This is a genomic window from Roseiarcus fermentans (assembly GCF_003315135.1).
Classification (GTDB): Bacteria; Pseudomonadota; Alphaproteobacteria; order Rhizobiales; family Beijerinckiaceae; genus Roseiarcus; species Roseiarcus fermentans.
Genome location: NZ_QNRK01000026.1, coordinates 73420 through 97926, shown reverse-complemented (window position 1 = coordinate 97926; position 24507 = coordinate 73420). Strand labels below are relative to the sequence as shown.

Annotated in this window: 23 protein-coding genes and 1 pseudogene; 20 read left to right on the top strand and 4 right to left on the bottom strand. The window is 70.1% G+C overall.

What is annotated here, in order from left to right:
* The 3 genes from DFR50_RS32225 to DFR50_RS21280 form a co-directional block, all read left to right on the top strand.
* The coding region (locus DFR50_RS32225; RefSeq protein ID WP_170153318.1) for a hypothetical protein at positions 1–218 on the top strand (218 nt) is incomplete at its 5' end.
* 236 nt (positions 219–454) lie between these two features.
* Positions 455–3919: an indolepyruvate ferredoxin oxidoreductase family protein gene (locus DFR50_RS21285; protein WP_113891280.1), complete on the top strand. Its 3465-nt coding sequence runs from the start codon at positions 455–457 to the stop codon at positions 3917–3919.
* On the top strand, positions 3916–4623 hold the full coding sequence (locus tag DFR50_RS21280) for an SDR family NAD(P)-dependent oxidoreductase (protein ID WP_113891279.1): 708 nt from the start codon (positions 3916–3918) through the stop codon (positions 4621–4623). The genes DFR50_RS21285 and DFR50_RS21280 overlap by 4 nt, the downstream gene beginning before the upstream one ends.
* Before the next feature lie 150 nt (positions 4624–4773).
* On the opposite strand, the gene DFR50_RS21275 is transcribed toward DFR50_RS21280, so the two are convergent.
* A complete protein-coding gene (locus tag DFR50_RS21275; RefSeq protein ID WP_147262835.1) occupies positions 4774–4974 on the bottom strand; it encodes a hypothetical protein in 201 nt (66 codons plus the stop codon).
* 356 nt (positions 4975–5330) lie between these two features.
* On the opposite strand from DFR50_RS21275, the gene mutL reads away from it, so the two are divergent.
* Positions 5331–7145: a DNA mismatch repair endonuclease MutL gene (gene mutL, locus DFR50_RS21270; protein WP_113891277.1), complete on the top strand. Its 1815-nt coding sequence runs from the start codon at positions 5331–5333 to the stop codon at positions 7143–7145.
* Between the two features lie 39 nt (positions 7146–7184).
* Here the strand turns inward: mutL and DFR50_RS21265 are convergent, their stop codons facing one another.
* Complete coding sequence (locus DFR50_RS21265) at positions 7185–9179, bottom strand: M10 family metallopeptidase C-terminal domain-containing protein (protein WP_113891276.1); 1995 nt, start codon at positions 9177–9179, stop codon at positions 7185–7187.
* Positions 9180–9667: 488 nt separating this feature from the next.
* Here DFR50_RS21265 and purL point away from each other — a divergent pair, with 488 nt between their 5' ends.
* Genes purL through DFR50_RS21250 form a run of 3 tightly spaced genes read left to right on the top strand, consistent with a single transcriptional unit; the run spans position 9668 to position 12328 of the window.
* Positions 9668–11881, top strand: a complete 2214-nt coding sequence (gene purL, locus DFR50_RS21260; protein ID WP_113891275.1) for a phosphoribosylformylglycinamidine synthase subunit PurL — start codon at positions 9668–9670, stop codon at positions 11879–11881.
* Positions 11878–12117, top strand: coding sequence for a hypothetical protein (locus DFR50_RS21255; RefSeq protein ID WP_113891274.1), 240 nt, complete (start codon positions 11878–11880; stop codon positions 12115–12117). The genes purL and DFR50_RS21255 overlap by 4 nt, the downstream gene beginning before the upstream one ends.
* Positions 12098–12328: a BolA/IbaG family iron-sulfur metabolism protein gene (locus DFR50_RS21250; RefSeq protein WP_113891273.1), complete on the top strand. Its 231-nt coding sequence runs from the start codon at positions 12098–12100 to the stop codon at positions 12326–12328. Before DFR50_RS21255 ends, DFR50_RS21250 begins: the two co-directional genes overlap by 20 nt.
* Before the next feature lie 95 nt (positions 12329–12423).
* On the opposite strand, the gene DFR50_RS21245 is transcribed toward DFR50_RS21250, so the two are convergent.
* Entirely contained in the window at positions 12424–13062 is a 639-nt protein-coding gene (locus DFR50_RS21245; RefSeq protein WP_425376085.1) for an alpha-ketoglutarate-dependent dioxygenase AlkB, read from the bottom strand.
* Positions 13063–13125: 63 nt separating this feature from the next.
* On the opposite strand from DFR50_RS21245, the gene DFR50_RS21240 reads away from it, so the two are divergent.
* From DFR50_RS21240 to DFR50_RS21190, 11 genes and pseudogenes are all read left to right on the top strand, one after another.
* Entirely contained in the window at positions 13126–13596 is a 471-nt protein-coding gene (locus DFR50_RS21240) for an adenylate/guanylate cyclase domain-containing protein (protein WP_170153317.1), read from the top strand.
* Positions 13545–13781 (top strand): hypothetical protein, encoded by a 237-nt coding sequence (locus DFR50_RS21235; protein WP_113891270.1) that lies wholly within the window; start codon positions 13545–13547, stop codon positions 13779–13781. The genes DFR50_RS21240 and DFR50_RS21235 overlap by 52 nt, the downstream gene beginning before the upstream one ends.
* 117 nt (positions 13782–13898) lie before the next feature.
* Positions 13899–14129, top strand: coding sequence for a hypothetical protein (locus DFR50_RS21230; protein WP_113891269.1), 231 nt, complete (start codon positions 13899–13901; stop codon positions 14127–14129).
* Between the two features lie 205 nt (positions 14130–14334).
* Positions 14335–16242, top strand: a complete 1908-nt coding sequence (gene htpG, locus DFR50_RS21225; RefSeq protein ID WP_245428014.1) for a molecular chaperone HtpG — start codon at positions 14335–14337, stop codon at positions 16240–16242.
* Between the two features lie 46 nt (positions 16243–16288).
* Entirely contained in the window at positions 16289–16825 is a 537-nt protein-coding gene (locus DFR50_RS21220) for a DNA-deoxyinosine glycosylase (RefSeq protein WP_113891268.1), read from the top strand.
* 168 nt (positions 16826–16993) lie between these two features.
* The gene (locus DFR50_RS21215; RefSeq protein WP_245428013.1) at positions 16994–17446 is read left to right on the top strand and encodes a DUF29 domain-containing protein; all 453 of its coding nucleotides are present in this window, start codon (positions 16994–16996) and stop codon (positions 17444–17446) included.
* Positions 17447–17591: 145 nt separating this feature from the next.
* On the top strand, positions 17592–17783 hold the full coding sequence (locus DFR50_RS21210; RefSeq protein ID WP_113891283.1) for a hypothetical protein: 192 nt from the start codon (positions 17592–17594) through the stop codon (positions 17781–17783).
* Between the two features lie 147 nt (positions 17784–17930).
* Positions 17931–19124 (top strand): pyridoxal phosphate-dependent aminotransferase, encoded by a 1194-nt coding sequence (locus DFR50_RS21205; protein WP_113891267.1) that lies wholly within the window; start codon positions 17931–17933, stop codon positions 19122–19124.
* A 25-nt stretch (positions 19125–19149) separates the two neighbouring features.
* Positions 19150–19566, top strand: a complete 417-nt coding sequence (locus DFR50_RS21200) for a lysozyme inhibitor LprI family protein (protein WP_170153316.1) — start codon at positions 19150–19152, stop codon at positions 19564–19566.
* Positions 19567–19586: 20 nt separating this feature from the next.
* Positions 19587–20555 (top strand): NAD(+) diphosphatase, encoded by a 969-nt coding sequence (gene nudC / locus DFR50_RS21195; RefSeq protein ID WP_113891265.1) that lies wholly within the window; start codon positions 19587–19589, stop codon positions 20553–20555.
* Positions 20556–20982: 427 nt separating this feature from the next.
* Positions 20983–21165 (top strand): annotated as a pseudogene (locus DFR50_RS21190) (aspartate transaminase); the annotation flags it as partial.
* Positions 21166–21281: 116 nt separating this feature from the next.
* Here the strand turns inward: DFR50_RS21190 and DFR50_RS21185 are convergent.
* On the bottom strand, positions 21282–22178 hold the full coding sequence (locus DFR50_RS21185) for a LysR substrate-binding domain-containing protein (RefSeq protein ID WP_113891264.1): 897 nt from the start codon (positions 22176–22178) through the stop codon (positions 21282–21284).
* Positions 22179–22270: 92 nt separating this feature from the next.
* Here DFR50_RS21185 and DFR50_RS21180 point away from each other — a divergent pair, with 92 nt between their 5' ends.
* Positions 22271–23152, top strand: coding sequence for an aldo/keto reductase family oxidoreductase (locus DFR50_RS21180; RefSeq protein ID WP_113891263.1), 882 nt, complete (start codon positions 22271–22273; stop codon positions 23150–23152).
* Between the two features lie 125 nt (positions 23153–23277).
* Entirely contained in the window at positions 23278–24480 is a 1203-nt protein-coding gene (locus DFR50_RS21175) for a pyridoxal phosphate-dependent aminotransferase (RefSeq protein ID WP_113891262.1), read from the top strand.
* Positions 24481–24507 lie beyond the last annotated feature (27 nt).

The window sequence follows — 24507 nt, the reverse complement described above, 5'->3', positions numbered from 1 at the left end:
CGGGCCACAACGCCGACCTGCTGCAGCTGCGCGCCGCCGACTACGCCTATCTCACCCCCGCCATGACGCAGGCCCAGGACGTCGCCGCGGTGCTCCTGAACGCGTCGTGCGGGTCGATCGGAACGACGATCGTCGACAGCCACGGCGACCGACTGACGCTCGCCGGGATCGGCGTCGCGGCGCTGAGCGCCAACCCGGGTCTGGTGAAGTTCGTCTGACCGTCCGCTCTGCGGCGCGCCGCCCGGCCCGAAGGGTCAGCGGCGCGCGGCTCGAAGGGCGAGCGTCGCGACGGCCTCGATCCCGGCGCCGGTCGCCCGCCGTGGCCGGCTCGACCCCGGTTCGACATCGCCGTGGTTCGGCGCTAGCCTGCCAGCGACGTCGGGGGGGTCCTTGGTCCGCACTTCGCGGGAAGCGGACAGGAACGCGCCCGACCCCATCGCACGGAGGAGGGTCTATGACCGTCGCGCTCGCCCGGTCGGAGGCCTCGCTCGAGGACCGCTGGACGAAGGAGGAAGGCTGGTTCTACATGACCGGCATGCAGGCGCTGACGCGCCTGCCGATCCAGCAGCGCCTGCGCGACATCGCCGCCGGCCTGAACACCGGGGGCTACATCTCCGGCTATCGCGGCTCGCCGATGGGCCGGTTCGACATCGAACTCTGGCGCGCCGAAGCCATCCTCCGGCGCCTCAACGTCGTCTTCCGCCCCGGTCTCAACGAGGACCTCGCCGCGACCGCGATCTGGGGCGCGCAGCATGTCGCGAGCTTTCCCGGGGCGACGGTCGAGGGGGTGTTCGGGATCTGGTACGGCAAGGGCCCCGGCGTCGACCGATCCGGGGACGCGCTGCGGCACGCCAACTTCACCGGGACCTCGGCGAAGGGGGGCGCGCTCGCGCTCGCCGGCGACGACCACGGCGCTCGATCGTCGACCGCGGTCAATTTCTCCGACACGTCGTTCGTGGCGATCGGCATGCCGGTGCTCTATCCGTCGAACACCCAGGAGCTGATTGACTTCGGCCTGCACGGGATCGCGATGTCGCGCTTCTCCGGCTGCTGGGTCGGCATGAAGATCGTGACCGACGTCGCCGAAGGCGGCGGCACCGTCTACGTCGGTCCGGACGCGCCCGCGATCGTCATCCCCGAACGGCCGACCCGCCCGCCCGGCGGCGTCAGCGCGCGGACGATCGACGCGCCGCTCATGCAGGAGGAGCGGCTCTACCAGCACAAGCTTCCCGCCGCCCTCGCCTATGCGCGCGCCAACGCCCTCGATCGGATCGTCGCGCGCCCGTCGGGGGCGCGGGTCGGCGTCGTCGCCGCCGGCAAGGCGTGGCAGGATCTGCTTCAGGCGCTCGGCGCGCTCGGGCTCGGCGAGAACGGGGCGGGGCCCGGCCTTCGGCTGCTCAAGGTCGGCATGGTGTGGCCGCTCGATCCGGCGATCGTCAGGGAATTCGCCGCAGGCCTCGACCTCGTCGTGGTGATCGAGGAGAAGCGCCCGCTGCTCGAGGACCAGATCCGCGCAATCCTCTATGGAGGCGCGAACGCGCCCCGCCTCATCGGCAAGTTTTTCGACGGGCCGACGTTCGACCCGGCCCATGGCGCGCTCGCCATCCCCAATTACGGCGAGACCTCGCCCGAACTCGTGGCCGACACGCTCGTCAGGGCGCTCCGCCTGCATGACCCGGCCTCGGCGCCCGATGCGCCGCAGGCGCGGGCGAAGCCGCTCGCGAACCGCCCGGCGCCGGTGCGGGCGCCCGGCTTCTGCGCCGGCTGCCCGCACAACCGCTCGACCCGCGTGCCCGAGGGCAGCCGCGCGCTCGCCGGGATCGGATGCCACACGATGGCGATGTTCGTCAACCCGGCGCAGACCACCACGGTCTCGCACATGGGCGGCGAGGGCGCGATGTGGCTCGGCCAGCAGCCGTTCACCGCCGAGCGCCACGTGTTCGCCAATCTCGGCGACGGCACCTACGCCCATTCCGGCCTGCTCGCGATCCGGCAGGCGGTGGCGGCGAACGTGCCGATCACCTACAAGATTCTCTACAACGGCTTCGTCTCGATGACCGGCGGACAGCCGATCGAGGGCGGCATGACGCCGGCGCAGATCCTGGCCGAGCTCGCCGCCGAAGGCGTCGGCAAATTGGCGCTGGTCGCCGACGATCCCGACCGCTATCGCGGCGTCGCGCTGCCGCAGGGCGCTCTCCTCCGGCATCGCGACCGGATGGACGAGACCCAGCGCGAATTCCGCGACCACGACGGCGTTTCGGTCATCGTCTACGACCAGCCGTGCGCCACCGAACGCCGGCGCCTGCGCAAGCGCGGCAAGTGGGCCGATCCGGCGGTCCGCACCTTCATCCACCCGGACGTGTGCGAGGGCTGCGGCGACTGCGGCAAGGTTTCCAACTGCATGGCGATCGAGCCGCTCGAAACCGAGTGGGGCCGCAAGCGGGCCATCAACCAGTCGAGCTGCAACAAGGATTTTTCCTGCGTCGAAGGATTCTGCCCGAGCTTCGTCACCGTCCACGGCGGGCGCCTGCGCAAAGCCTCGCCGACCGAGCCCGCCGCGCTGCCCCCGGTTCCCGAGCCGGCGCTGCCGGAGATGGGGGAGCGCTGGAGCGTGCTCGTCGCCGGCATCGGCGGCTCGGGCGTGGTCACGGTCAGCCAGACGCTCGCGGTCGCGGCCTGGCTCGACGGCCTCTACGCCTCGAATCTCGACCTGACCGGCCTCAGCCAGAAATACGGCGCGGTCGCCGCGCACGTCCGGTTCGCGCGGGCGCCGGAGGCGCTGCACGCGACGCGGATCGCGGCGGGCGAAGCGGATGCGCTGATCGGCTGCGACCTGATCGTGGCGGCGGGCGACGAGGCCCTGAGCAAGCTCAAGCCTTCGACCCGGGCGGTGATCGACGCCGACCTGATCCCGACTTCCGAGTTCGCCCGCAATCCGGACTGGAGCGTCGACCGCGAGGCGATGCTCGAGCGCCTGACGTCAGCGCTCGCGGCGGACCGCGCGCTCGTCCTCGACGCGCAGCGCCTGGCCAAGGCGCTGATGGGAGACCCGATCGCGGCCAATCTGTTCATGCTCGGGGCCGCCTGGCAGCGCGGGCTTCTGCCGGTCAGCCGGGCGGCGATCGAACGCGCGATCGAGCTCAACGGCGTCGCGGTCGAAGCCAACGCCCGCGCCTTCGCGTGGGGACGACGGGCGGCCCACGATCCGGCCGGCGTGGACATTCTCGCCGGCGGCGGCGCGCCCGAGCCGCAGGCGGAGGCCTCCCTCGACGCGCTGATCGCGCGGCGCGCGGCGCATGTGCTGGAAGCGCGCGGGCGCGGCGACGCCGCCCGCTATCGCGCCCTCGTCGAGCGCGTGCGGGCGCGGGAAACCGCGCTCGGGCTCGGCGAGGCCCTGACCGCCGCGGCCGCCAGCTCCTGGCACAGGCTCATCGCCGTCAAGGACGAATGGGAGGTCGCGCGGCTGTTCGCCGCGCCGGCGTTCGCGGGCGCGCTCGGGCGGACGTTCGAAGGCCCCTATCGCGTGCACGCCCACATCGGCGCCTGGCCGTTCGCGCGGCGCGACCGGCAGACCGGCGCCGTGACCAAGCGCGAGGCCGGCCCGTGGGCGCTGATGGCCTTCCGCGTCATGGCGAGGCTGCGATTCCTGCGCGGCAGCCCTCTCGACCCGTTCCGGTCGAGCGCCGAACGGACGCTCGAGCGGCGCCTGATGGCCGAGTTCGAGGGCGACGTCGAGCGCACGCTCGAGCGGCTCAGCCCCGCCAACCACGCGGCCGCGGTCCGGCTGCTCAGCGTCGCCGGGACGATCCGCGGCTACGGGCGGGTGAAGGAAGCGAGCGCCGCGGAGGCCGCGACGGCGCGTGCGGCGGCGCTCAGGCAGTTCGAGGCGGAGAAGGCGGCGATGGAGATGGCGGCATGACGGTCAGCGGCAAGACGATCGTGGTGACGGGCGCGTTCGGCGCGCTGGGAAGCGCCGTCGCCGAGGCGGCGGTGCGGCAGGGGGCGTCGCTCGCGGCGCTCGACTACGCCGCGACGCCGCCGCCGGGCCTCGCCGCCCGGCTCGGGCCCGACGCGCTGATCGTCGCCGGCGCCGACCTCGTCTCGCCCGAGGCGGCCGAGCGCGCGATGGACACGGTCGCGGCGCGGTTCGGGCGGATCGACGCGCTCCTCAACATCGCCGGCGGCTTCGTCTGGGAGACGATCGCCGACGCGCCGAACGACGGCGCCTGGGACCGGATGTTCGCGATGAACCTGAAGACGGCGCTCAACGCCGCCCGCGCCGCGCTTCCCCGCCTCAAGGCGTCGGGGGCCGGACGAATCGTCAACGTCGGCGCCGGGGCCGCCGTTCATGCCGCCTCGGGCATGGCCGCTTACGCCGCGAGCAAGGCGGCTGTGCACCGGCTGACCGAAAGCCTCGCCGACGAGCTGAAGCTCGAGGGCGTGACGGTCAACGCCGTGCTGCCCTCGACCATCGACACCGCCGCCAACCGCAAGGCGATGCCCGACGCCGACTTTTCCCGCTGGGTCGCGCCCGCCGACCTCGCCGCCGTCATGCTGTTTCTGGCGTCCGACGCGGCGAGAGCGGTGACGGGGGCGCTGATCCCGGTCACCGGGAAGGCCTGAGCAAATTCGCCCCGGAGCGCCCCACGATTGGAGGGCGCGCGTCTCGCGCGCCCGGCGGCGAGACGCCGCCGCTCGACGCGACGTTCGTTCGGCGGATTGGCGGAATCTGCTCAGCGGCGTCCGGCGAGCGCGCGCCGCGGCGGGCGGCGTTCAGGCCGCGGCGGGGCCGGCGGGGGCGAGCCCGGCGACCGCGTCGCGAACTGCGATCGCCTGATCGAGGTCGCCGTTCATCAGGGCGGCGATCATCTCGGCCGCGCCGGCGTCGACGCAGCTCGCGATCCGGCGCCGGTGATCCTGCCGGTCGACCACAACCCAGGGGCCATCCTTGATCTGAACGATTGAAAAGCGCATCGCCGTCTCCATAGTCCTGTTGCTCCGCGTTCTCCCGGGAAGCTCTCAGCAAGCGCGGCGCCATCGGAAAAGGGCCGGAAACCGAGGGGTTCGGCCCGATCGGCGTTCGGGAATGCGAAGGAGCGGCCGCGAAAGCGCCGGCCGGGCTCGCAAATCGCGATTCCGATTTTTCGATGCGCAACGACCTTGCGGCTCGGGGCGCGGCGCTGCGGGCGCTGGTCCCGCGAGGCCGCCGTCCTCGCGGGACCGGCGCGATTCCGCGTCAACGACCAGTGGCGGAGTTGTTTCCCATCGAGCGGCCGGGCGCGCCGGCGGCGATTACCCGCCTGCGCCGATGCGGTGGTATCCTGCCCCCCATGCCGATTCGCCGCCTCGATCCGCTGCTCGTCGACCGCATCGCCGCGGGCGAGGTGGTCGAGCGGCCGGCTGCGGCGATGAAGGAACTGATCGAGAACGCGCTCGACGCCGGCGCGCGCACGATCGAGGCGGCCATCGAAGCGGGCGGGCGCCGTCTGATCCGCGTCGCCGACGACGGCCGCGGCATGGACGCGGCCGACCTCGCCCTCTCGGTCGAGCGCCACGCGACCTCGAAGATCCCGGACGGCGACCTGACCGCGATCGCCACCTTCGGCTTTCGCGGCGAGGCGCTGCCGTCGATCGCCTCGGTGTCGCGGCTCGAGATCCGCACCCGGACGGCGGCGGCGGCCAATGCGCTCAAGCTCGTGGTCGAGGACGGCGGCAAGAGCGCGGTCGCCCCGTGCGCCGGTCCGGTCGGCACGCGGGTCGAGGCGCGCGATCTGTTCGCCGCGACCCCGGCGCGGCTCAAATTCCTCAAGTCCGACCGCGCCGAGGCGTCAGCCGTCGCCGACGTCGTCCGCCGCCTCGCGCTCGGGCGCCCGGACGTGCGCTTTTCGTTCGCGACCGACATCGGGGCGGGGTTCGACTGGCCGGCCTGCGGCGCGGGCGAGACGGCCCTCGCCGAACGGTTGAGGCAGGCGCTCGGGCCCGATTTCGCCGCCAATTCGCTCGAGATCGACGCCGCGCGCGAGGGCGTGCGGCTCACCGGCCGGATCGGGCTGCCGACTTTCTCACGGCCGAACGCGCTGCTCCAGTACCTGTTCGTCAACGGTCGCGCGGTGCGCGACAAGACGCTGGCGGGCGCGCTGCGCGCGGCCTATCTCGATTGCCTCTCGGCCGACCGGCATTGCGTCGCGGCCCTGTTCGTCGCATGCGCCCCCGAGACGGTCGACGTCAACGTCCACCCGGCCAAGGCCGAGGTGCGCTTCCGCGACCCCGGCCTGGTGCGCGGCCTGGTCGTCGGCGGGATCCGGCAGCGGCTCGCCGAGGCGCTGCAGCGCGCCGCGAGCACCGGCGGGTCGGCGACCGTGCTCGCCATGCGTCCGCCGGCCGGATTTCGGCCCGCGGCGCCCTCCGGCGGCTGGGACTGGCGCAATTCCGCCGCGGCCCCCGCGCTGCCTCGCGGCCCGGCCGCGGCCGCGTCGTTCGCCGAGCCGGCGCAGCGCAGTTTCGCCGCCTTCGCCGAGGCCCCGGCGGTCGCCCCCGAGGGGGCGACGCAGGCGCCCGACCCGGCGGCGCCGCTCGGGGCGGCGCGGGCGCAGGTGCACAAGGCCTATATCCTCGCCGAGACCCCCGACGGCCTCGTCATCGTCGACCAGCACGCCGCGCACGAGCGGATCGTCTACGAGGCGCTGAAACGCCAGCGCGAGGGACGGGGGGTCGAGCGGCAGGCGCTGCTGCACCCGGTCGTGGTCGACCTCGATCCGGACGAAGCCGCCCGGATCGAGGCGCACGCCGACGACCTCGCCGCGCTCGGCCTCGTCGTCGAAGGGTTCGGGGCGGGCGCGATCCTGGTGCGCGAGGCGCCGGCGATCCTGTCGCAGGACGAGCTGCCGGCGCTGGTGCGCGACCTCGCCGCCGACCTCGCCGCCGAGGACGGGGCGCAGAGCCTCGCCCGCCGGCTCGACCGCTTCCTCGCGACTTTCGCCTGCCACCACTCGGTGCGCTCGGGCCGGCCGATGAAGCCCGAGGAGATGAACGCGCTCCTGCGCCAGATGGAGGCGACGCCGGGTTCCTCCACCTGCAACCACGGCCGCCCGACCTTCGTCGAGCTGAAGCTGTCCGACATCGAGCGGCTGTTCGGGCGGCGGTAGGCGCGCCTGTTCCTCTCGCGCGGGCGGGCGAGGACAGGCTCACACGAACTTCACCAGCCCCGGATTGGCCGTGAGCGTCGCCGGGGCGACGCCGACGAGCGTTAGCCGGTCGCCGGCGCTGTCGGTGAAGCTCGCGCCGCCCGAGGCCGTCGACACGTCGCCGAGCGCCGCCGCGAGCTTCTCCGCGTCCGTCATGCCCGACTGGAGGCCGGAAAACGCCGACGCCGAGAGCTGCAGACGGTCGGCGTTCGCGCCCGACGCGGCGAAGCCCTCGATGGTGACATTGCCGGAGCCCGGGCCGATGGCGAAGGTCTCGCCGGCCGGGGCGGCGCCCGCCGCGATCGTCTCGTTGGCGTGGAAGGCGAGGCTGTCGGTCTTGCCGGCGCTCGTGATCTGCTCCGCCCCGTCGCCGCGGGTGATCGTGACCGCGGCGCCTGGCTTGCCGAACAGGTCGATCTCGTCGCTCGAGCCGCCGAGGTCGAGCGCGTCGGCGACGAGATAGCTTCCCGACCGGAAGGATGTGAAGTCCGAATAGGGGCGCCCCTGTACGTTGGCGTAGGTGGTTTCCGTCAGGGGCCAGCCGGAGGTCACGGAGAAGCCCATGTCCGCCCCGTTCGCGATCGCCGCCTGCGACTGGGCCGCGGTCACGGCGAAGTTGGCGGCGGTCAGAGGCACGCTGCTGGTGAGGATGATCTGCATGTCCGGCGTCGTGTCGCCGGCGAGCGCGACCTGGACGATCGTATCTCCATCGGCTTCGGCCTGCGTGCGAATCTCGGGCCCGGCGCCGTCGAACGCGTTCGCGCCGATGAAGGCGAAGGTCTCGGGGGCGCCGCCGGGGTTGGCGTCGACGCGGCTCAGGTCGATCACGTCCTTGGCCGGATCGAAGTTGGTGATGTAGTCGGCGGCGGCCGGCGACGAGTCGCCGGTCGCCAGATAGGTGAAGATGTCGGCGCCGGACCCGGCCCACATGTTCTGCGAGGCGTAGCCGCTGACGAAATTGGTTTCGTTCGGGCCGCCGACCATCAGCGTGTTGCGCACGTCGGCGTAGAGCGTGGTGGGGGCGGTCGCGGATGCGGCGCTGACGGCCGACCCGTCGGTCGAGGCGAGGAGGGTCGCCGTCGGCACGCCGGCCGCCTGATAGGCGGCCCATGCGTCGCTGAGGCTGGTCTGATCGGCGATCACGTTGCCGCTGACCGTCGATCCGGACATCGACCCGGGAAAGAAGGTGTAATATTTCGGTCCGACGAGATAGTTGCCGGTGATCGCGATGTCGCTGAGCGCGCCCGGACCGCTGCCGTCGACCGCCGAAATGCTGGTCGCGCCATTGAGCAGGAAGTTTCCGGTCACCGTCACGTTGCTGACGGGGCCCAGTTCGCCGGTGATGCGGATGCAGTCGTTGGTGGATCCGGTGGCGGCCGGATTCTGGCTCCAGTCGATGAAATTGTCGCTGACGGTCATCGGGCTCGTGCTGTTGGAGAGCCAGATGCCGTCCGGATGGCCGGCGGCGCCGTCGTTGCCGGCTTGCGAAAAATAATTGCCGGAGATCAGGCCGCCGCCGTCGGCCCAGACGCCGTCTCCGGCCGTGTCGAGGAATGCGTTGTCGGTGATGGTCGCCGAGCCCGTCGGACTGTTGATCACGGCGAGCAGGGAAGAGGAGGGGTCGCCCACGAACGTGCAGTGGGTCACGGTCGTGTCGGTCGTCGCCGGACTCCACGCCGTGTTGTACGCGCCGATGGCGAACGAGCCTCCGGTTCCGTCGAACGTGCAGTTCTCGATGGTGACGTCGCTCGCCACCACCACGACATTCGCGGAGCCGAAATCGTATCCGTTCAGCACCGCGCCCGCCTGTTGAACGAAGACGGTATTCTTGGACGGGTCGTAATAGAACGGCTGATTCGATGAGGTCGTGGGGATCGAACTGGGCGTCTCGAGAGACGATTCGGATTGCAGATTTCCGACCTCGGTGTCGATCCCGGGAAGGGGGGCGCCAGAATCGAGGTCGCGGAGCATGTTGATCTGTGTCGCGCTATACATGATAGTATCCCTCCTGTTGACGGCATCTCGACCGATTGATGACAGTAGTTACTGGTTGTATTAAGGGTATAAGTTGACGAGTAAATTCTCGTTAGTCCTTGTAAACATGGCCTTCGCTTCCCTGTTTGATGAACAAATCAGGCGAAAATGGTGAGAGGCGGGCGGCCTTGCAGCGGAATATTGTGGTCATCCGGAGGTCTTCGTCTTCTGCGCTCGGCCGGGAAGGGCGCGACAGGCGGGATTGGCTTCGCCGGCAAGCGGTCGTCGATACGGAGACAGGCCGGCCGTCCCAAGGCCGGGGCCCGCTTCTCCGCCGGTCCTCACTCGCCGGCGCCGCAGCGCTGACGCCGGCGCGCGTCGGCGTGTCGCCGTGGCCGTCGGCGAGAGCGGCGCCGCTCGACCTCGTCGGCGAGGCGAGAAGTGTTGTGATCCGCGCCGCCGGGGGCTATTGGCGGGACGGACTTCCTGACGCCTGAGAGGACGCGACGGTGAGCGCTGACGAGCCAAAGGTGGACGAGGCCCTGGCGATCGCGCACGGGCTGAAGCCCGACGAATATGCCCGGTTCGTCGCCCTGATCGGCCGGACGCCGACCTTCACCGAGCTCGGCATCGTCTCGGCGATGTGGAACGAGCACTGCTCCTACAAGTCGTCGCGCCTGCACCTGAAGGGGCTGCCGACCAAGGCGCCCTGGGTCGTCCAGGGCCCCGGCGAGAACGCGGGCGTGATCGACATCGGCGACGGCGACGTGTGCGTGTTCAAGATGGAGTCGCACAACCACCCGTCCTACATCGAGCCCTATCAGGGCGCGGCGACCGGGGTCGGCGGAATCCTGCGTGACGTCTTCACCATGGGCGCGCGCCCGGTCGCCTGCCTCAACTTCCTGCGCTTCGGCGCGCCGGACCATCCCAGAACCCGCCATCTGGTGGCGGGCGTGGTGGCGGGGGTGGGGGGCTACGGCAATTCCTTCGGCGTTCCGACGGTCGGCGGCTCGGTCGGCTTCGACAAGGGCTACGACGGCAACATTCTGGTTAACGCCATGGCGGTCGGCGTCGCCCGCGCCGACGGTCTGTTCTACTCGGCCGCGACGGGGATTGGCAATCCGATCGTCTATCTCGGCTCGAAGACCGGACGCGACGGCATCCACGGCGCGAGCATGGCGTCGGCCGCCTTCGAGGCCGACGCCGAGGAGAAGCGGCCGACGGTGCAGGTCGGCGACCCGTTCGCCGAGAAGCTCCTGCTCGAGGCCTGCCTCGAACTGATGGCCTCGGGCGCGGTGGTGGCGATCCAGGACATGGGCGCGGCCGGGCTGACCTCGTCGGCGGTCGAGATGGGGGCCAAGGGCGACCTCGGAATCGAGCTCGACCTCGACGCCGTGCCGTGCCGCGAAGCGGCGATGACCGCCTACGAGATGCTGCTCTCCGAGAGTCAGGAGCGCATGCTGATGGTGCTGAAGCCCGAGCTCGAGGCTCAGGCCGAAGCCATCTTCATGAAATGGGGGCTTGATTTCGCGGTCATTGGCAGGACGACCGACACGAAGCGCTTTGTCGTCCGGCGCCAGGGCGAGGTGAAGGCCGACCTGCCGATCAAGGAGCTCGGCGACCAGGCCCCGCTCTACGACCGGCCGTGGACGCCGACCGCGCCGTCGGCCGTAATCGACGGGGCGGCGATCGTCCCGCCGCTTCCGACCGACGCGGCGCTCCTGAAACTTCTCGGCTCGCCGAATTTCAGCTCCAAGCGCTGGGTCACCGAGCAATACGACTCGCTGATCCTCGGCAACACGGTGCAGGGGCCGGGCGGCGGCGCGGCGGTCATCCGCCTCGGCGACGGTCCGAAGGGCCTCGCCCTCACCACCGACTGCACCGAGCGCTATTGCGCGGCGAGCCCGCGCGAAGGCGCGAAGCAGGCGGTGGCGGAGGCCTGGCGCAATCTCATCGCCGTCGGCGCGAAGCCGCTGGCGCTGACCGACAACCTCAATTTCGGCAACCCGGAGAAGCCGCAGGCGATGGGCCAGCTCGTCGGCGCCATCGCCGGCATCGCCGATGCGGCAAAGGCGCTGGACTTCCCGATCGTGTCGGGAAACGTGTCGCTCTACAACGAGACCATCGGCGTTGGCATTCCCCCGACCCCGGCGATCGGCGGCGTGGGGCTCGTCGCCGACGTCACGAAGACGGCTTCGCCGTCCTTCAAGGGCGCGGGTCACGACATTCTTTTGATTGGCGGCGTTCCGAATTGGCTCGGACGCTCCGCGTGGCTTTCGGTCGTCGCCGGCCGAGACGACGGCGCGCCGCCTCCGGTCGATCTCGCCGCTGAGCGGCGGAACGGCGAATTCGTCGCCGGCTTGATCGCGGACGGACGCGTGACCGGGGTCCAGGATCTCTCCGACGGCGGCCTCGCCGTGGCGCTCGCCGAGATGGCGATGGCGGGGGGCGTCGGGGCGACCGTTACGCTCGACGGGCCTGAGCACGCGGTCTTCTTCGGCGAAGACCAGGGCCGCTATGTCGCGACGACGGCGCCGGAGGCGACCGACGCCGTCATGGCGGCGGCGGCGCGCGCCGGCGTGGCCGTCGCCCGCATCGGCGTGACTGGGGGCGACGCGCTCGAGATCGGAGGCTCGGCGCCGATCGCGCTTGCCGCGCTCGTCGAAACTTATGAGAGTTGGTTCCCGGGACTGATGGAGCCTGGGAAGGGGAGCCGCGAATGATTCCGTTCCTCGTCGTCAAGACCCGGACAGGGCCTTCGTATATTCGAGCGGATCGCGTGATCGCGATCCATTCGAGCGAACCGAACGAGTGCGTGGTTTTGCTGACCGACGGCGTGACGATACCGGCGCTCGAACCGGCAGAGGACATTGTCGCGCGGCTCGAGGCCGAGGCGCGTGAACAAGACGACGCGCAGTTGATCAAGGAGAACAGCAATCATGGCCATGCCCCGCGTTGAGATCGAGACGATGATAAAGGCGGCGTTCCCCGACGCGCGCGTCGAGGTGAGGGCTCTTGCCGACGACGGCGACCACTACGCCGCGACCGTCGTCTCGTCCGCCTTCAAGGGCGTGAGCAAGGTCAAGCAGCACCAGATGGTCTACGCCGCGCTCAAGGGCAAGATGGGCGGCGATCTGCACGCGCTGGCGCTGACGACGTCGGAGAGTTAGCCCGGACGGGACCGATCGTCCCTCCCGCGGTCATGGGGAGGCGCGCCCGCCCTGCCGTCGCCTTCGGCTCGCCATGACGGGGGCGTCGGGCTCGTTCATTCCGCGACGCGCCGCCTGCCGGCGGGCGACCCCGCGAGCGTCCGGAAGGTCAGCGAATAGCGCAACGCCTCGACCGCCGGGATGCTGTGCTCCCACTGCGTGCGGGCGGGACCCCGCAGGACGTAGGCCGAACGCGGCGCGAGCGTCAGCGACGCGCGCGCCCAGTCCTTGCCGGACCTTCGCCGGAAGCGGAACGTGCAGGGCGCGCGCAGCGACACGCCGACCACTTCGGCGAACGCCGCGCGGTCCCGATGCCAGCCGATCGGGGCGCCGGGGGCATATTCCGTCACGAGAAGCTGCTCGAGCGCATCCGCCTCGAGCCCGGCGAAACGGGCGGCGCTGGCCCTCGCGCCTGTGAGGAAGGCCGGGATCGGCTCCCCGCGGTTGAGGCTCGCGTCGTCGAAATCGGTGCGCCAGCCGAACGACACGACCCGCCGCTTGCCCTCGAAGCCGTGAAACTGGAACGCCTGGAACGGCAGGCGCGCGATCTCCGCGACGAGCGAGCGCTCTTCGCCCGGGTCGAGGAGGTCCGGAGCATAGCGAAACCCTTCGGGCAGGCCGGGTCCCGGCGCGAACAGGGACGGTTGCGTCATCGGCGGCGGATGTGGGGTCGGCGCGCCGGAATTCAAACCCATCGCGGCCGCGTCCGCCCCGCGCCCCCCGTGCGTCGCGGCCTCGCCCGTGCTGCCACTCCGGGCATGCCCGTATCCCGCCGCCTTGCCGCGATCCTTGCGGACGACGTCGTCGGCTACTCCCGCATGATGGGAGCGGACGAGACGGGGACGGCCGCAGCGGTGCGCGAGAGCCGCGACGCCGCCGCCGCGATCCTCTCGGCGCACGGCGGCCGGATCTTCAAGACGATGGGCGACGGGTTCCTGGTCGAATTCGGCTCGGTCGTCGCAGCCGTCGCCGCCGCGCTGGCGGTGCAGGCCGAAACGGCGCGCCGCTGCGAACGGCGGCCCGAATCGCTGCGGCTGCGGTACCGGATGGGGCTGCATCTGGGCGACGTGCTCGTCGAGGGCGACGACCTCGTCGGCGACGGGGTCAACATCGCCGCGCGGCTCGAGGGGATCGCGCCGCCGGGGGCTTGTGCATCTCGGCCGCAGCGCACGAGAACGTGCTCGGACGCCTCGACGTCGAACTGCGCGACCTCGGCGACAAAGCGCTGAAGAACATCGCCCGTCCCGTTCGCGTCTATTCCGTCTGCCCGTGCGTCGCGAAGATGCTGCTGGGCCAGGACCAGGACGCGCTGGCGTGGGGCCGCAGGGCGGTGGAGACCAACCGCGGCTATCCGATGGCGCGTTTCCACTACGCGGCGGCGCTGGCGCGTAACTCCCAAGCCGGCAGCGAATAGCGCCGTCATCGCGAGCGAAGCGAAGCGATCCAGGGCCGCTGGGCCGCTGTCGCGCCCTCTGGTCGTCCCGCCGCCCTTCCTTGCGAGCAATTTCTTCCGCAGGAAGCAAGCGGCGGCATGGATTGCTTCGTCGCTTTGCTCCTCGCAATGACGGGGTTGGGAGTTACGCTGGCGCTCTGCGGACGGACGGCCGAGGCGCGCTCGGAAGTCGCGGCCGGCTTGAGGCTCGCTCCCGACCTCACCGTCGGGCGCTACCGCGCGGACGCGCTGGCCTGCAACACGGTCTATCTCGAGCAGCGCGAGCGGATTCTCGCGGGGCTGCGGCTCGCGGGCGCGCCGGAGGGGTGAGACCCTGTCCCCGTCTGCGACGCCCTGGACGCGGGAGGCTCGCGCGCAGGTGGAGAGCGGGCTTCATTGCTACGCCGTGACCGGCCGGCCCCCGGCCCGCCCGCTCGCGACAAACCTTGAATCCGGGCGCGAAGCCGACGATATCGGGGCCGGCCGCCATCATTGGCCGGTCTCGTCCTTCTGTTCCAAAAAACGAGGTTGCCCCTTGACCGCCGACGCCAAGACCCCGACCAACGAGGCTGCGACGACGCAGAGCTTCGAGGCGGACGTGTCCCGCCTGCTCCATCTCATGGTCCACTCGGTCTATTCCGACCGGGAAATCTTTGTCCGCGAGCTCGTCTCCAACGCCGCCGACGCCTGCGAGAAGCTGCGCTACGAGGCGATCGCCGCCCCGGGGCTCATCGCCGACGGCGCGCCGTTCGCGATTGTGATCGCGCTCGACAAGGACGCCAAGACCATCACCGTCTCCGACAACGGCGTCGGCATGACGCGCGAGGACCTGACTTCGGGCCTCGGCACGATCGCCCGCTCGGGCACGAAAGCCTTTCTCGACAAGCTCGCCGCCGAGGACGCGAAAAGCGAGGCGCAGGCGCTGATCGGCCAGTTCGGCATCGGCTTCTATTCCGCCTTCATGGTCGCCGACGAGGTCGTGGTCGAGACCCGGCGCGCCGGCGCGGAAGAGGCCTGGCGCTGGTCGTCGGACGGCAAGGGCTCGTTCACCGTCTCGCCCCTCGCGCTCGACGCGGCCCCCCTGCGCGGCACGCGCGTCGTCCTCCACCTCAATCCGGAAGCGGAGGAGTTTCTGGAGCCGTGGCGGGTCGAGCGGATCATCCGCGATCATTCCGGCGCGGTCGCCGTGCCGGTCGACTTCGTCGCCAAGCCCGGCGAGGAGCCGAAGCGCGTCGCCGACGGGTCGGCGATCTGGACCAAGCCCAAATCCGAGGTGACGCCGGAGCAATACGCCGAGTTCTATCGCGGCCTCTCCGGCCAGTTCGACGAGCCGGCGCTGACGCTGCACTGGCGGGCGGAAGGGCGGCACGAATACACCGTGCTCGCCTTCATCCCCGGCTCGCGCCCGTTCGACCTGTTCGATCCGGCGCGCAAAGGGCGCAACAAGCTCTATGTCCGCCGGGTGCTGATCACCGAGGACGCCGACCTCCTGCCGGGCTGGCTGCGCTTCGTCCGTCTCGTGGTCGACAGCGCCGACCTGCCGCTGAACGTGTCGCGCGAGCTGATCCAGAAGAGCGACGCCTTCGCCGCCATCCGCAAGGGGGTGACGAGCCGGGTCGTGCAGGACCTCGGCAAGCTCGCCGAGAGCGAGCCGGAAAAATTCGGGAAGGTGTGGGAGAATTTCGGCGCGGTGATCAAGGAGGGGCTGTACGAGGACCCCGAGCGGCGCGACGGCCTGTTCAAGATCGCCCGCTTCGCCACCACCGCCCATCCCGCCGGCGGGCGCACCCTCGCCGATTACGTCGCGTCGTTGCGCGAGAACCAGACCGCGATCTACTACCTCACCGGCGACGACGCCAAGCGGCTCGCCGCCAGCCCTCAGCTCGAGGGGTTTCGCGCGCGCGGCGTGGAAGTCCTGTTGCTGTCGGACGCGGTCGATTCGTTCTGGGTGTCGACGGCGGCCGGCTTCGACGGCAAGCCGTTCAAGTCCGTGAGCCAGGGCGCGGCCGACATCAAGTCGATCGCGCTCGTCGAGGGCGCGACGCCGCCGGCCGAGGCTTCGGGCGAGGTGGCGACGTTGCTCGCCTTCATCAAGCAGACGCTCGAGGGCGAGGTCGCCGAGGTGCGCGCCTCCGATCGCCTGACCGACAGCGTCGCCTGCCTGATCGCGCCCGAGTTCGGGCCGGACCGGCAGCTGGAGAAGATGCTCGCCGCGCACGGCCGCCTCGACGAGCGCACCAAGCCCATTCTCGAGGTCAACCCGAGCCACCCGCTGACCGTGTCGCTGGCGGGAAAACTGCATGCGGGCCAGGATAAGCCGCTGATCGAGGATTCCGCCCATCTCATTCTCGACGAGGCGCGGCTGCTCGAAGGCGGCCAGGTCGAGGACCCGCCGGCTTTCGCCGCGCGCCTGCGGCGGGTGCTGGAGAAGGCGCTGGGGTGACAATCGATGTGAGCGCCCTGGCCGAGTTCCGCGAGGGCCTCGTCTCATGAGCGAACTGACCGCCGACGTCGGCTTCGACCCGATTGCCGCGCCGGCGGGCCGCGTGTTGATCCTGGGAACGCTGCCCGGCGGCGAGTCGCTGAAGCGGAAGGAATATTATGCCTTTCGCTCCAACGTCTTCTGGCGGGTGATGGAGACCCTGGTCGGCGCCGCCGCCGATTCGCCGTACGAACTTCGGCGCCGGCGCCTCTGCGCGGCCGGGATCGCTGTGTGGGACGTCTGCAAGTCGGCGAAGCGGCCGGGAAGCCTCGACGCCAGGATCGACAGATCCTCAATTGTGGCGAACGATTTCGCGGCCTTTTTCGCGTCTCATCCCGACATTCGAATCATCGGCTTCAATGGGCGGACGGCTGCCCATCTCTATCAAACAAAGGTTCTCCCCGGACTGCCGTCCGCCCTTGGATCGCTGCAGCGCGTGATCTTGCCCTCGACCAGTTCCGCCAACGCGATGCGGTTCGACGACAAGATCTTGCAATGGCGCTCGGCTCTCGCGCACTGGATCGCGCCGACCAACCCATCGTGATCGGGACGCGGCTGAGGCGGGTCATGGAGAAGGCGCTGGAGCGCGGCGGGCGAGGCCACGGGAGGGTTCCGCGGGCCGCGGGGCGGTTCGCCATCCGCGGCGTCGCGCTCCCGAGTTTGCGCGATGGCGGCAAGAGATTTACGATTTTGTTTCGACAGGATGGCTTCGATGCCGAAGACGCTGAACACCCCTTACGAGACGGACGTGATCCTGTGGTCGCAGGAGCAGGCCCGCGCGCTGCGCGAGCGGGATTACTCGCAGCTCGACATCGAGCATCTGGCTGACGAGATCGAGGACGTGGGCAAGAGCGAAAAGCGCGAGCTGGCCAGCCGCATGGCGGTCCTTCTGGGCCATCTCCTGAAGTGGCGCTTCCAGTCGGAGAAGCGGAGCGCCAGCTGGCGAAACACGATCAACCTTCAGCGCAAGCGCATTGCGCTCCTGATCAAGGGAACGCCCAGCCTCGACGCGGTCATGCGCGATCCGGATTGGCGAGAGGCCATGTGGCTCGACGCCGTCGCGCAGGCGGCGCGAGAGACGGGCATCGACGAAGGCGCCTTTCCCGAGGCCTGCCCCTGGGATCCGGCCGAGACGCTGGACGCGAGTTTCTGGCCGGACGCCTGACCGTTCCGCCCAACCGTCGGGCGAGGCGCCCCGGCCATTCGGGAATGCCGTTCCCCGTTCCGCTTCGGCTCCCGAGAGGGAGAAAAACGCGCCGGCGCCTTTCCTTTCCTGCGAAAGAGGCGGCCGGCGAAACATGGAGACCTCGATGTCCGACTCCGCCACGCTTCAGGAACTCGACGAACGGATCGCGATCGCGCGCGACAATCTCAGGGAACTCACGGAGCAGGCCGCGGCCTATTCCGGCGGGGAGGACGAGGCGCGCGCCGCCGACCGGATCGCGGCGCAACAGGAGGCGCTGGACGCGCTCCTAAAGGCGCGCGAGGCGCTGGCGAAATAGGGCGCCGGCGCCGGACGGCGCGCCGGCTCCGCCGCGGCGGCGTCGGCGGCGGCGCTCGACGAGGACGCAGCCTTCGCCCGGTCGTTCAGGCCCTTGCTCCTTGGCCCCGCCCCTGCCAAATAGGCCTCGTCCGAGGGAGACGCTCCGGTGATCGCCATTCATCCCGCCTTCGCGCGCCTGGGCGACGAGAACGCCTTCGCCGTGCTGGCGAGGGCGGCGGAATTGCAGCGCCGGGGCCGCGACGTGATCAACCTCGGCATCGGCCAACCCGACTTCAAGACGCCGCCCCATATCGTCGAGGCGGCGGTCAAGGCGTTGCGCGACGGCGAGCACGGCTACACCGACGCGACCGGCGTCGCCCCCTTGCGCGAGGCCGTCTGCGCCGATCTCGACCGCCGCCTCGGCGTCGAGGTTTCGCCCGATTGCGTGATGATCACGCCGGGCGGCAAGGTCGCCATGCACATGGCGATCCTGATGTTCGGCAGGGAGGGGGCGGAGATCGTCTATCCCGACCCCGGTTTCCCGATCTACCGCTCGATGATCGAGTTCACCGGCGCGACCGCCGTTCCGCTGCGCATGCGCGAGGACAACGGCTTCGCCTTCTCGGCCGAGGAGACGCTCGCGCTGATCACGCCGCGGACGAAACTGCTGATCCTCAACTCGCCCGCCAACCCGACCGGCGGCGTGACGCCGCCCGCCGAGATCGACAGGCTGGTCGACGGCCTCGCGGCGCATCCGGACGTCGCGATCCTGTCGGACGAAATCTACGGGCGCCTCACCTATGATGGCCTCGCGCACCGCTCGCTCCTCGCTTATCCGCAGATCCGCGACCGGCTGATCCTGCTCGACGGCTGGTCGAAGACCTACGCCATGACCGGCTGGCGGCTGGGCTATTCGGTGTGGCCGCGGCCATGGCGGGAGGTCGTGCGGAAATTCGCGGTCAATTCCTGGTCCTGCGTCAATTCGGCGGCGCAGTTCGCGGGGATCGCGGCGCTCGACGGACCGCAGGACTCGGTCGAGGCGATGCGGGCCGAGTTCGACCGGCGCCGGACAGCGGTGGTCGAGGGGCTGAACCGGCTTCCGGGGGTCACGGCGATCGCGCCGAAGGGCGCGTTCTACGCCTTTCCCAACATCGCCGGAACGGGCTGGGCGGCCAAGCCGCTGGCGTCGGCGCTGCTGGAGGAAGCGGGCGTGGCGACGATCGGCGGCCCCGATTTCGGGGTCTACGGCGAAGGCTACCTGCGCCTCTCCTACGCCGCCTCGATGGAGGCGATCGAGCGCGCGCTCATACGAATGGCCGACTTCCTCGGCCGCCCGGCTTCGGCCAATGCGAGCGGGTGACTGTTTTCCAGGGGACCATCGGAACATGCGACTCGTTTTCATCGCGGCCGCCCTTTCCATCCTGGGCGCCGCCGCAGCGCCCGCCGCCGAGACGGCGCGTCCGTCGCAAACGGCCTGCGACACCGCCCGGCTCGGCGCGCGCGATCTCGCCGAATGCCTGCGCGGGGCGGCCGAAAAGGCCGAAAGGGACCTGCGCACGACGGTCGAGGCGGCGTTCAAGTCGATCGACCAGCGTCAGGGCCTGATGTCGTCGCAGAAGGGGCGCTGGCGCCGCTCGCTGACGGAGGCGCAGTCGCTCTGGGCCGGGTGGCGCGACTCGGAATGCCAGGACGTTGCGCCGTTCGAAGCCGGCATGGCGGCCAAGGGCGGCGATCCGCGGCTCGCCTGCATCATCGACGCCGACGACGCGCGAACCGCGAGCCTCAGGGCGCGTTATCCCTGACGATTTGAGAAAGGTTACCGATGACGGCGCTCGAGGGCCTGGGCTATGCGTGCGATCCGCTGGATCGCGGCGGCTATCTGCGCGAGGACGCCGCGGCGGTGGCGCGCTTGCGCGCGCGCCCCGACGCGCGCGCCGTCGTGATCGCGCGCGACATGCCGGTTTTGCGGAAGGGCGCGGCGGGCCTCGAGCCGTTCCTGCCGCTCACGGACGCCGAGGCGCTCGGGCCCGCGCGGGTCGAGGCGTTGCTCGGGCGCCTGCCCGACGGCGCGCCGGTGTTCGCAGCCCTGCTCGCCGACGACGCGGTCGTCGAGCAGTCGGACGCGAGCGACGGCTTTCTCGACCGGCGGGTGCTCGTCGTTCCCGACCGTCATGACCTGGAACTGGTCGACCTCCGGTCGCTCGCGGCCGGCGGCCTCGTTCCGGCTCCCGAGGCGAGCGTTCTCGCCTCGGCCAAGTCGCTGCTCGCCTGGCACGCGCGGCGCAGCTTCTGCTCCAATTGCGGCGCCCGGACCGAAGTCGGCGCCGGCGGCTGGCGGCGCGAGTGCCCGGCCTGCAAGATGCAGCATTTTCCCCGCACCGATCCCGTGGTCATCATGCTGGCGACCGACGGCGACGCCTGCCTGCTCGGGCGCCAGCCGCGCTTCCCCAAGGGCATGTATTCGGCGCTGGCGGGCTTTCTCGAGCCCGGCGAGACCATCGAGCAGGCCGTCCGCCGTGAAATCATGGAGGAAGCCGGGATCGCCGGCGGCGCGGTGCGCTACTTCGCCTCGCAGCCCTGGCCGTTCCCGTCGTCGCTGATGATCGGCTGCTTCGTTCAGGCCACGAGCCGGACGGTGACGGTCGATCACGTCGAGCTCGAGGACGCGCGCTGGTTTTCGCGCGACGAGGCGCTTTCGATGCTGGAGAAGCGCCACCCGAACGGGCTCGCGGCGCCGATCCCGATGGCGATCGCGCATCACTTGCTGAAGGCGTGGGCCGTTTCCGGGTGAAGGCCAGAGAATCGGCCCCGCCCGCGTATCACTGTGTCGAGTCCGGCGCACGATCCTGAAAAAGCGACAGAAGATCGCGCCGCAAACGCCTTAGGTTTCGGTATGGCATGAAATGCTGTTTCCTATGGCGTGAGCATGGAGTGCGTCTCGTGCCGCAGGAGAGCCCCAAACGCCTCCCTCCCTCAAAGCGGCGTCGTACAGCCCTTTGCACACCTCCTCACTGTAATGCCCGCGTAGCAGGCATCTTTCGTACAATTGGTGACACGATCCCGTTCCGGCCCGCGGGTTGGCCCGCGAGTCGGTCGCCGATCCCATTGCAAGTCCAAGGATGACGATACAAGCAGCGCTTCTCATCAAATTCCCATCATAGAAATGATTTTTGCCTCGGCGGAACCCGCCAACCGGACGGCCGCGCGACCGGATATTGCTGTGGCCGTTAGTCTTCCTATGCCTCTCGGACGCGCTGTCTCGTGTCAAACCTTCCGCGACCAAGGTGGTCACGCAGAGGGAGCGCGGCCTGAAAGCCACGGGCGGCTACGTGATTTTGCTCTCGGTCGGCGAGCCGGACATCGACACGCCCGACACCATCAAGGACGCGGCGATCGCGGCCAAGGACGCGGCGATCGCGGCGCGGCGAGACCAAGTGTCCGCAGGCGGGAGCGGTTGGCCGAACTGGCAGCCGCCTCCGTTAGCTCGCGTCGTTTGAATCACCCGCCTGCCTGCCCGTTACCGGAAGGCGCCGATGAAGTCGACGAAGGCGCGCAGCGGGGCAGGCAGGTGGCGGCGACCGGGATAATAGAGGAACGGTCCCGAGAACCGTTGCCACCATGGCTCCAGCACCGGCTCCAGCGCGCCGTTGTCGAAATGGGGACGCAGCCATTCCTCGAACAACTGGATGACGCCGGCGCCGGCGACCGCCGCAGCGACCGCGATGTCGATCGCCGCCCCGGCCCTGACGCTCAGCGGACCTTTCGGCTCGACCGTCACGATCTCGCCGTCGCGCTCGAATTCCCACGGCGGCGACGCGGCGCCGGGACGCGCGCGCAGGCAGGCGTGAGCGAGCAAATCGCGCGGATGATCGGGGCGGCCGCGGCGATCGAGGTAGGCGGGCGAGGCCGCCGTCGCGTAGCGCTGCTCGCGCGGGCCGATGGGAATGGCGATCATGTCTTGTTCGAGCCGCTCCTCGTAGCGGATGCCGGCATGGCAGCCGGCGGCCAGCACGTCGACGTAGCTGTCGTCGGCGATCACCTCGAGCGCGATGTCGGGATAGGCGGCGAGGAAGGGCGGCACGATGCGCGGCAGGACGAAGCGCGCAGCGACCCCCGGCACGTTGAGCCGAAGCGTTCCCGCCGGCCGGTCGCGGAACCCGTTGACGACGTCAAGCGCCGCCTCGACGTCGCGCAGCGCGGGAACCAGTCGATCGAGGAGGCGCGCGCCGGCCTCGGTCGGCGCGACGCTGCGCGTGGTGCGATTGAGGAGTCTGACGCCGAGCCGGGTCTCGAGCCGGCTCACGGCCTCGCTGAAGCCGGAAGCGCTGCCGCCGCCGCTCCGCGCCGCCTCGCGAAAGCCGCCGGCGCGGGCAACGGCGATCAGCGCGGCGAGGTCGCTGAGGTTGTCGCCCATTGTTCGCCTCTCCGAACAGGCTGTTCCGATAAGCGCCAATTATCGCACGCCCGGCGAGTCTCTATCTAGCCCTGATCGACAGGAGACGAGCGATGACCGACATCAGCAAGGCAGGAACATTCAAGCTCGGCGACCGGACCGTGAACCGGATGGGATACGGCGCCATGCAGCTTGCGGGACCCGGCGTGTTCGGGCCGCCGAAGGATCGCGACGGCGCGATTGCGGTCTTGCGCGCGGCGGTCGAGAGCGGCGTCAACCACATCGACACCAGCGATTTCTACGGCCCCCACGTCACCAATGCGCTGATTCGCGAGGCGCTTCATCCCTATCCCGACAATCTCGTCATCGTCACCAAGATCGGCGCGCGCCGCGGCGCCGACGCCTCCTGGCTGCCGGCGATGGCGGCCGACGAACTCGCGAGCGCGGTTCACGACAATCTGCGCAACCTCGGGCTCGACGGGATCGAGGTGGTCAACCTCCGCATCATGGGCTCGGTGCACGGGCCCAGCGAAGGATCGATCGAGGCGCCGCTGACGGCGCTGGCCGAGCTGCAGCGACAGGGCCTCGTGCGCCACATCGGGCTCAGCAACGTGACGGCGACGCAGGTCGCGGAAGGGCGCAAGATCGCCGATATCGTCTGCGTGCAGAACAACTACAATGTGGTCCACCGCGAGGACGACCCGCTGATCGACGAACTCGCGGGCGCGGGGACGGCCTATGCGCCGTTCTTCCCGCTCGGCGGCTTCACGCCCCTGCAGTCGACGGCGCTCTCCGACGTGGCGCGCGCGCTCGGGGCGACGCCGATGCAGGTCGCGCTCGCCTGGCTGCTCCGCCGGGCGCCCAATATTTTGCTCATTCCCGGAACCTCGTCGCTCGGGCATCTGCGCGAAAACCTCGCGGCCGCCAGTCTCGACCTTACCGACGAGGCCGCGTCCGTCCTGGACGGGATCGCGGGCGGCGCCGCGGCGGCCTGACGCAAGGCAGGCGATCGACACGGGGCCTCTTGTCGACACGCGGCGCAAAGGCCGTTGCCGCGGGGTTTCCGCCTGACTATGCTGCAGCGCTGTCTTTCGCCAGGCTAGAAAAGGTATACGGTTCCATGGCTTTCCTCTCGGACGCGCTGTCCCGTGTCAAACCTTCCGCGACCATGGTGGTCACGCAGAAGGCGCGCGACCTGAAAGCCACGGGCCGCGACGTGATCTCGCTTTCGGTCGGCGAGCCGGACTTCGACACCCCCGACAACATCAAGCAGGCGGCGATCGAAGCGATCCGGCGCGGCGAGACCAAGTATCCGCCGGTGCTCGGCATTCCCCCCTTGCGCGAGGCGATCGCGAAAAAATTCCAGCGCGAGAACGGGCTCGACTACAAGGCCGCCGACGTGATCGTCGGCACCGGCGGCAAGCAGATTTTGTACAACGCCTTTCTGGTGTCTCTCAACAAGGGCGACGAGGTGATCATCCCGGCGCCGTTCTGGGTGAGCTATCCCGACATGGTGCTGCTCAACGGCGGCGAGCCGGTGATCGTGCCGACCCGGATCGAGGACGGCTACAAGCTCACGCCCGAGGCGCTGGAGCGGGCGATCGCGCCGCGCACCAAATGGATCATCCTCAACTCGCCCTCGAACCCGTCGGGGGCGGCCTATTCCCGCGACGAACTGAAGGCGCTGACCGACGTGCTGGTCAGGCATCCGCACGTCTGGGTGCTGTCGGACGACATGTACGAGCACCTCGTCTACGGCGACTTCGTCTTCACCACCCCGGTGCAGGTCGAGCCGTCCCTGAAGTCGCGGGCGCTCACCATGAACGGCGTGTCGAAAGCCTACGCCATGACCGGCTGGCGCATCGGCTACGCCGCAGGTCCCGCTCAGCTCATCAAGGCGATGGACATGGTGCAGGGCCAGCAGACCTCGGGCGCCTGCACGATCGCGCAATGGGCCTCGGTCGAGGCGCTCAACGGGCCGCAGGATTTCATTCCTGTCCGGCGCAAGGCCTTTGAAGAGCGGCGCGACCTGGTGGTGTCGATGCTGAACCAGGCCAGGCACGTCAAGTGCCCGAAGCCGGAAGGGGCCTTCTACGTCTATCCCTCCGTCGCCGAGGCGATCGGCCTGACCGCGCCGTCGGGGAATGTGATCAAGACCGACGAGGATTTCGTGACGGAGCTTCTTCAGGAGACCGGCGTTGCGGTGGTGCACGGCTCGGCCTTCGGCGCCGGACCGAATTTTCGCGTCTCCTATGCGACCTCGCTCGCCCAGCTCGAAGACGCCTGCAAGAAGATCCAGGCCTTTACCGGGGCGCTGCGGTAGGCGGCGAGACGGTCGCCCGGGACCGGT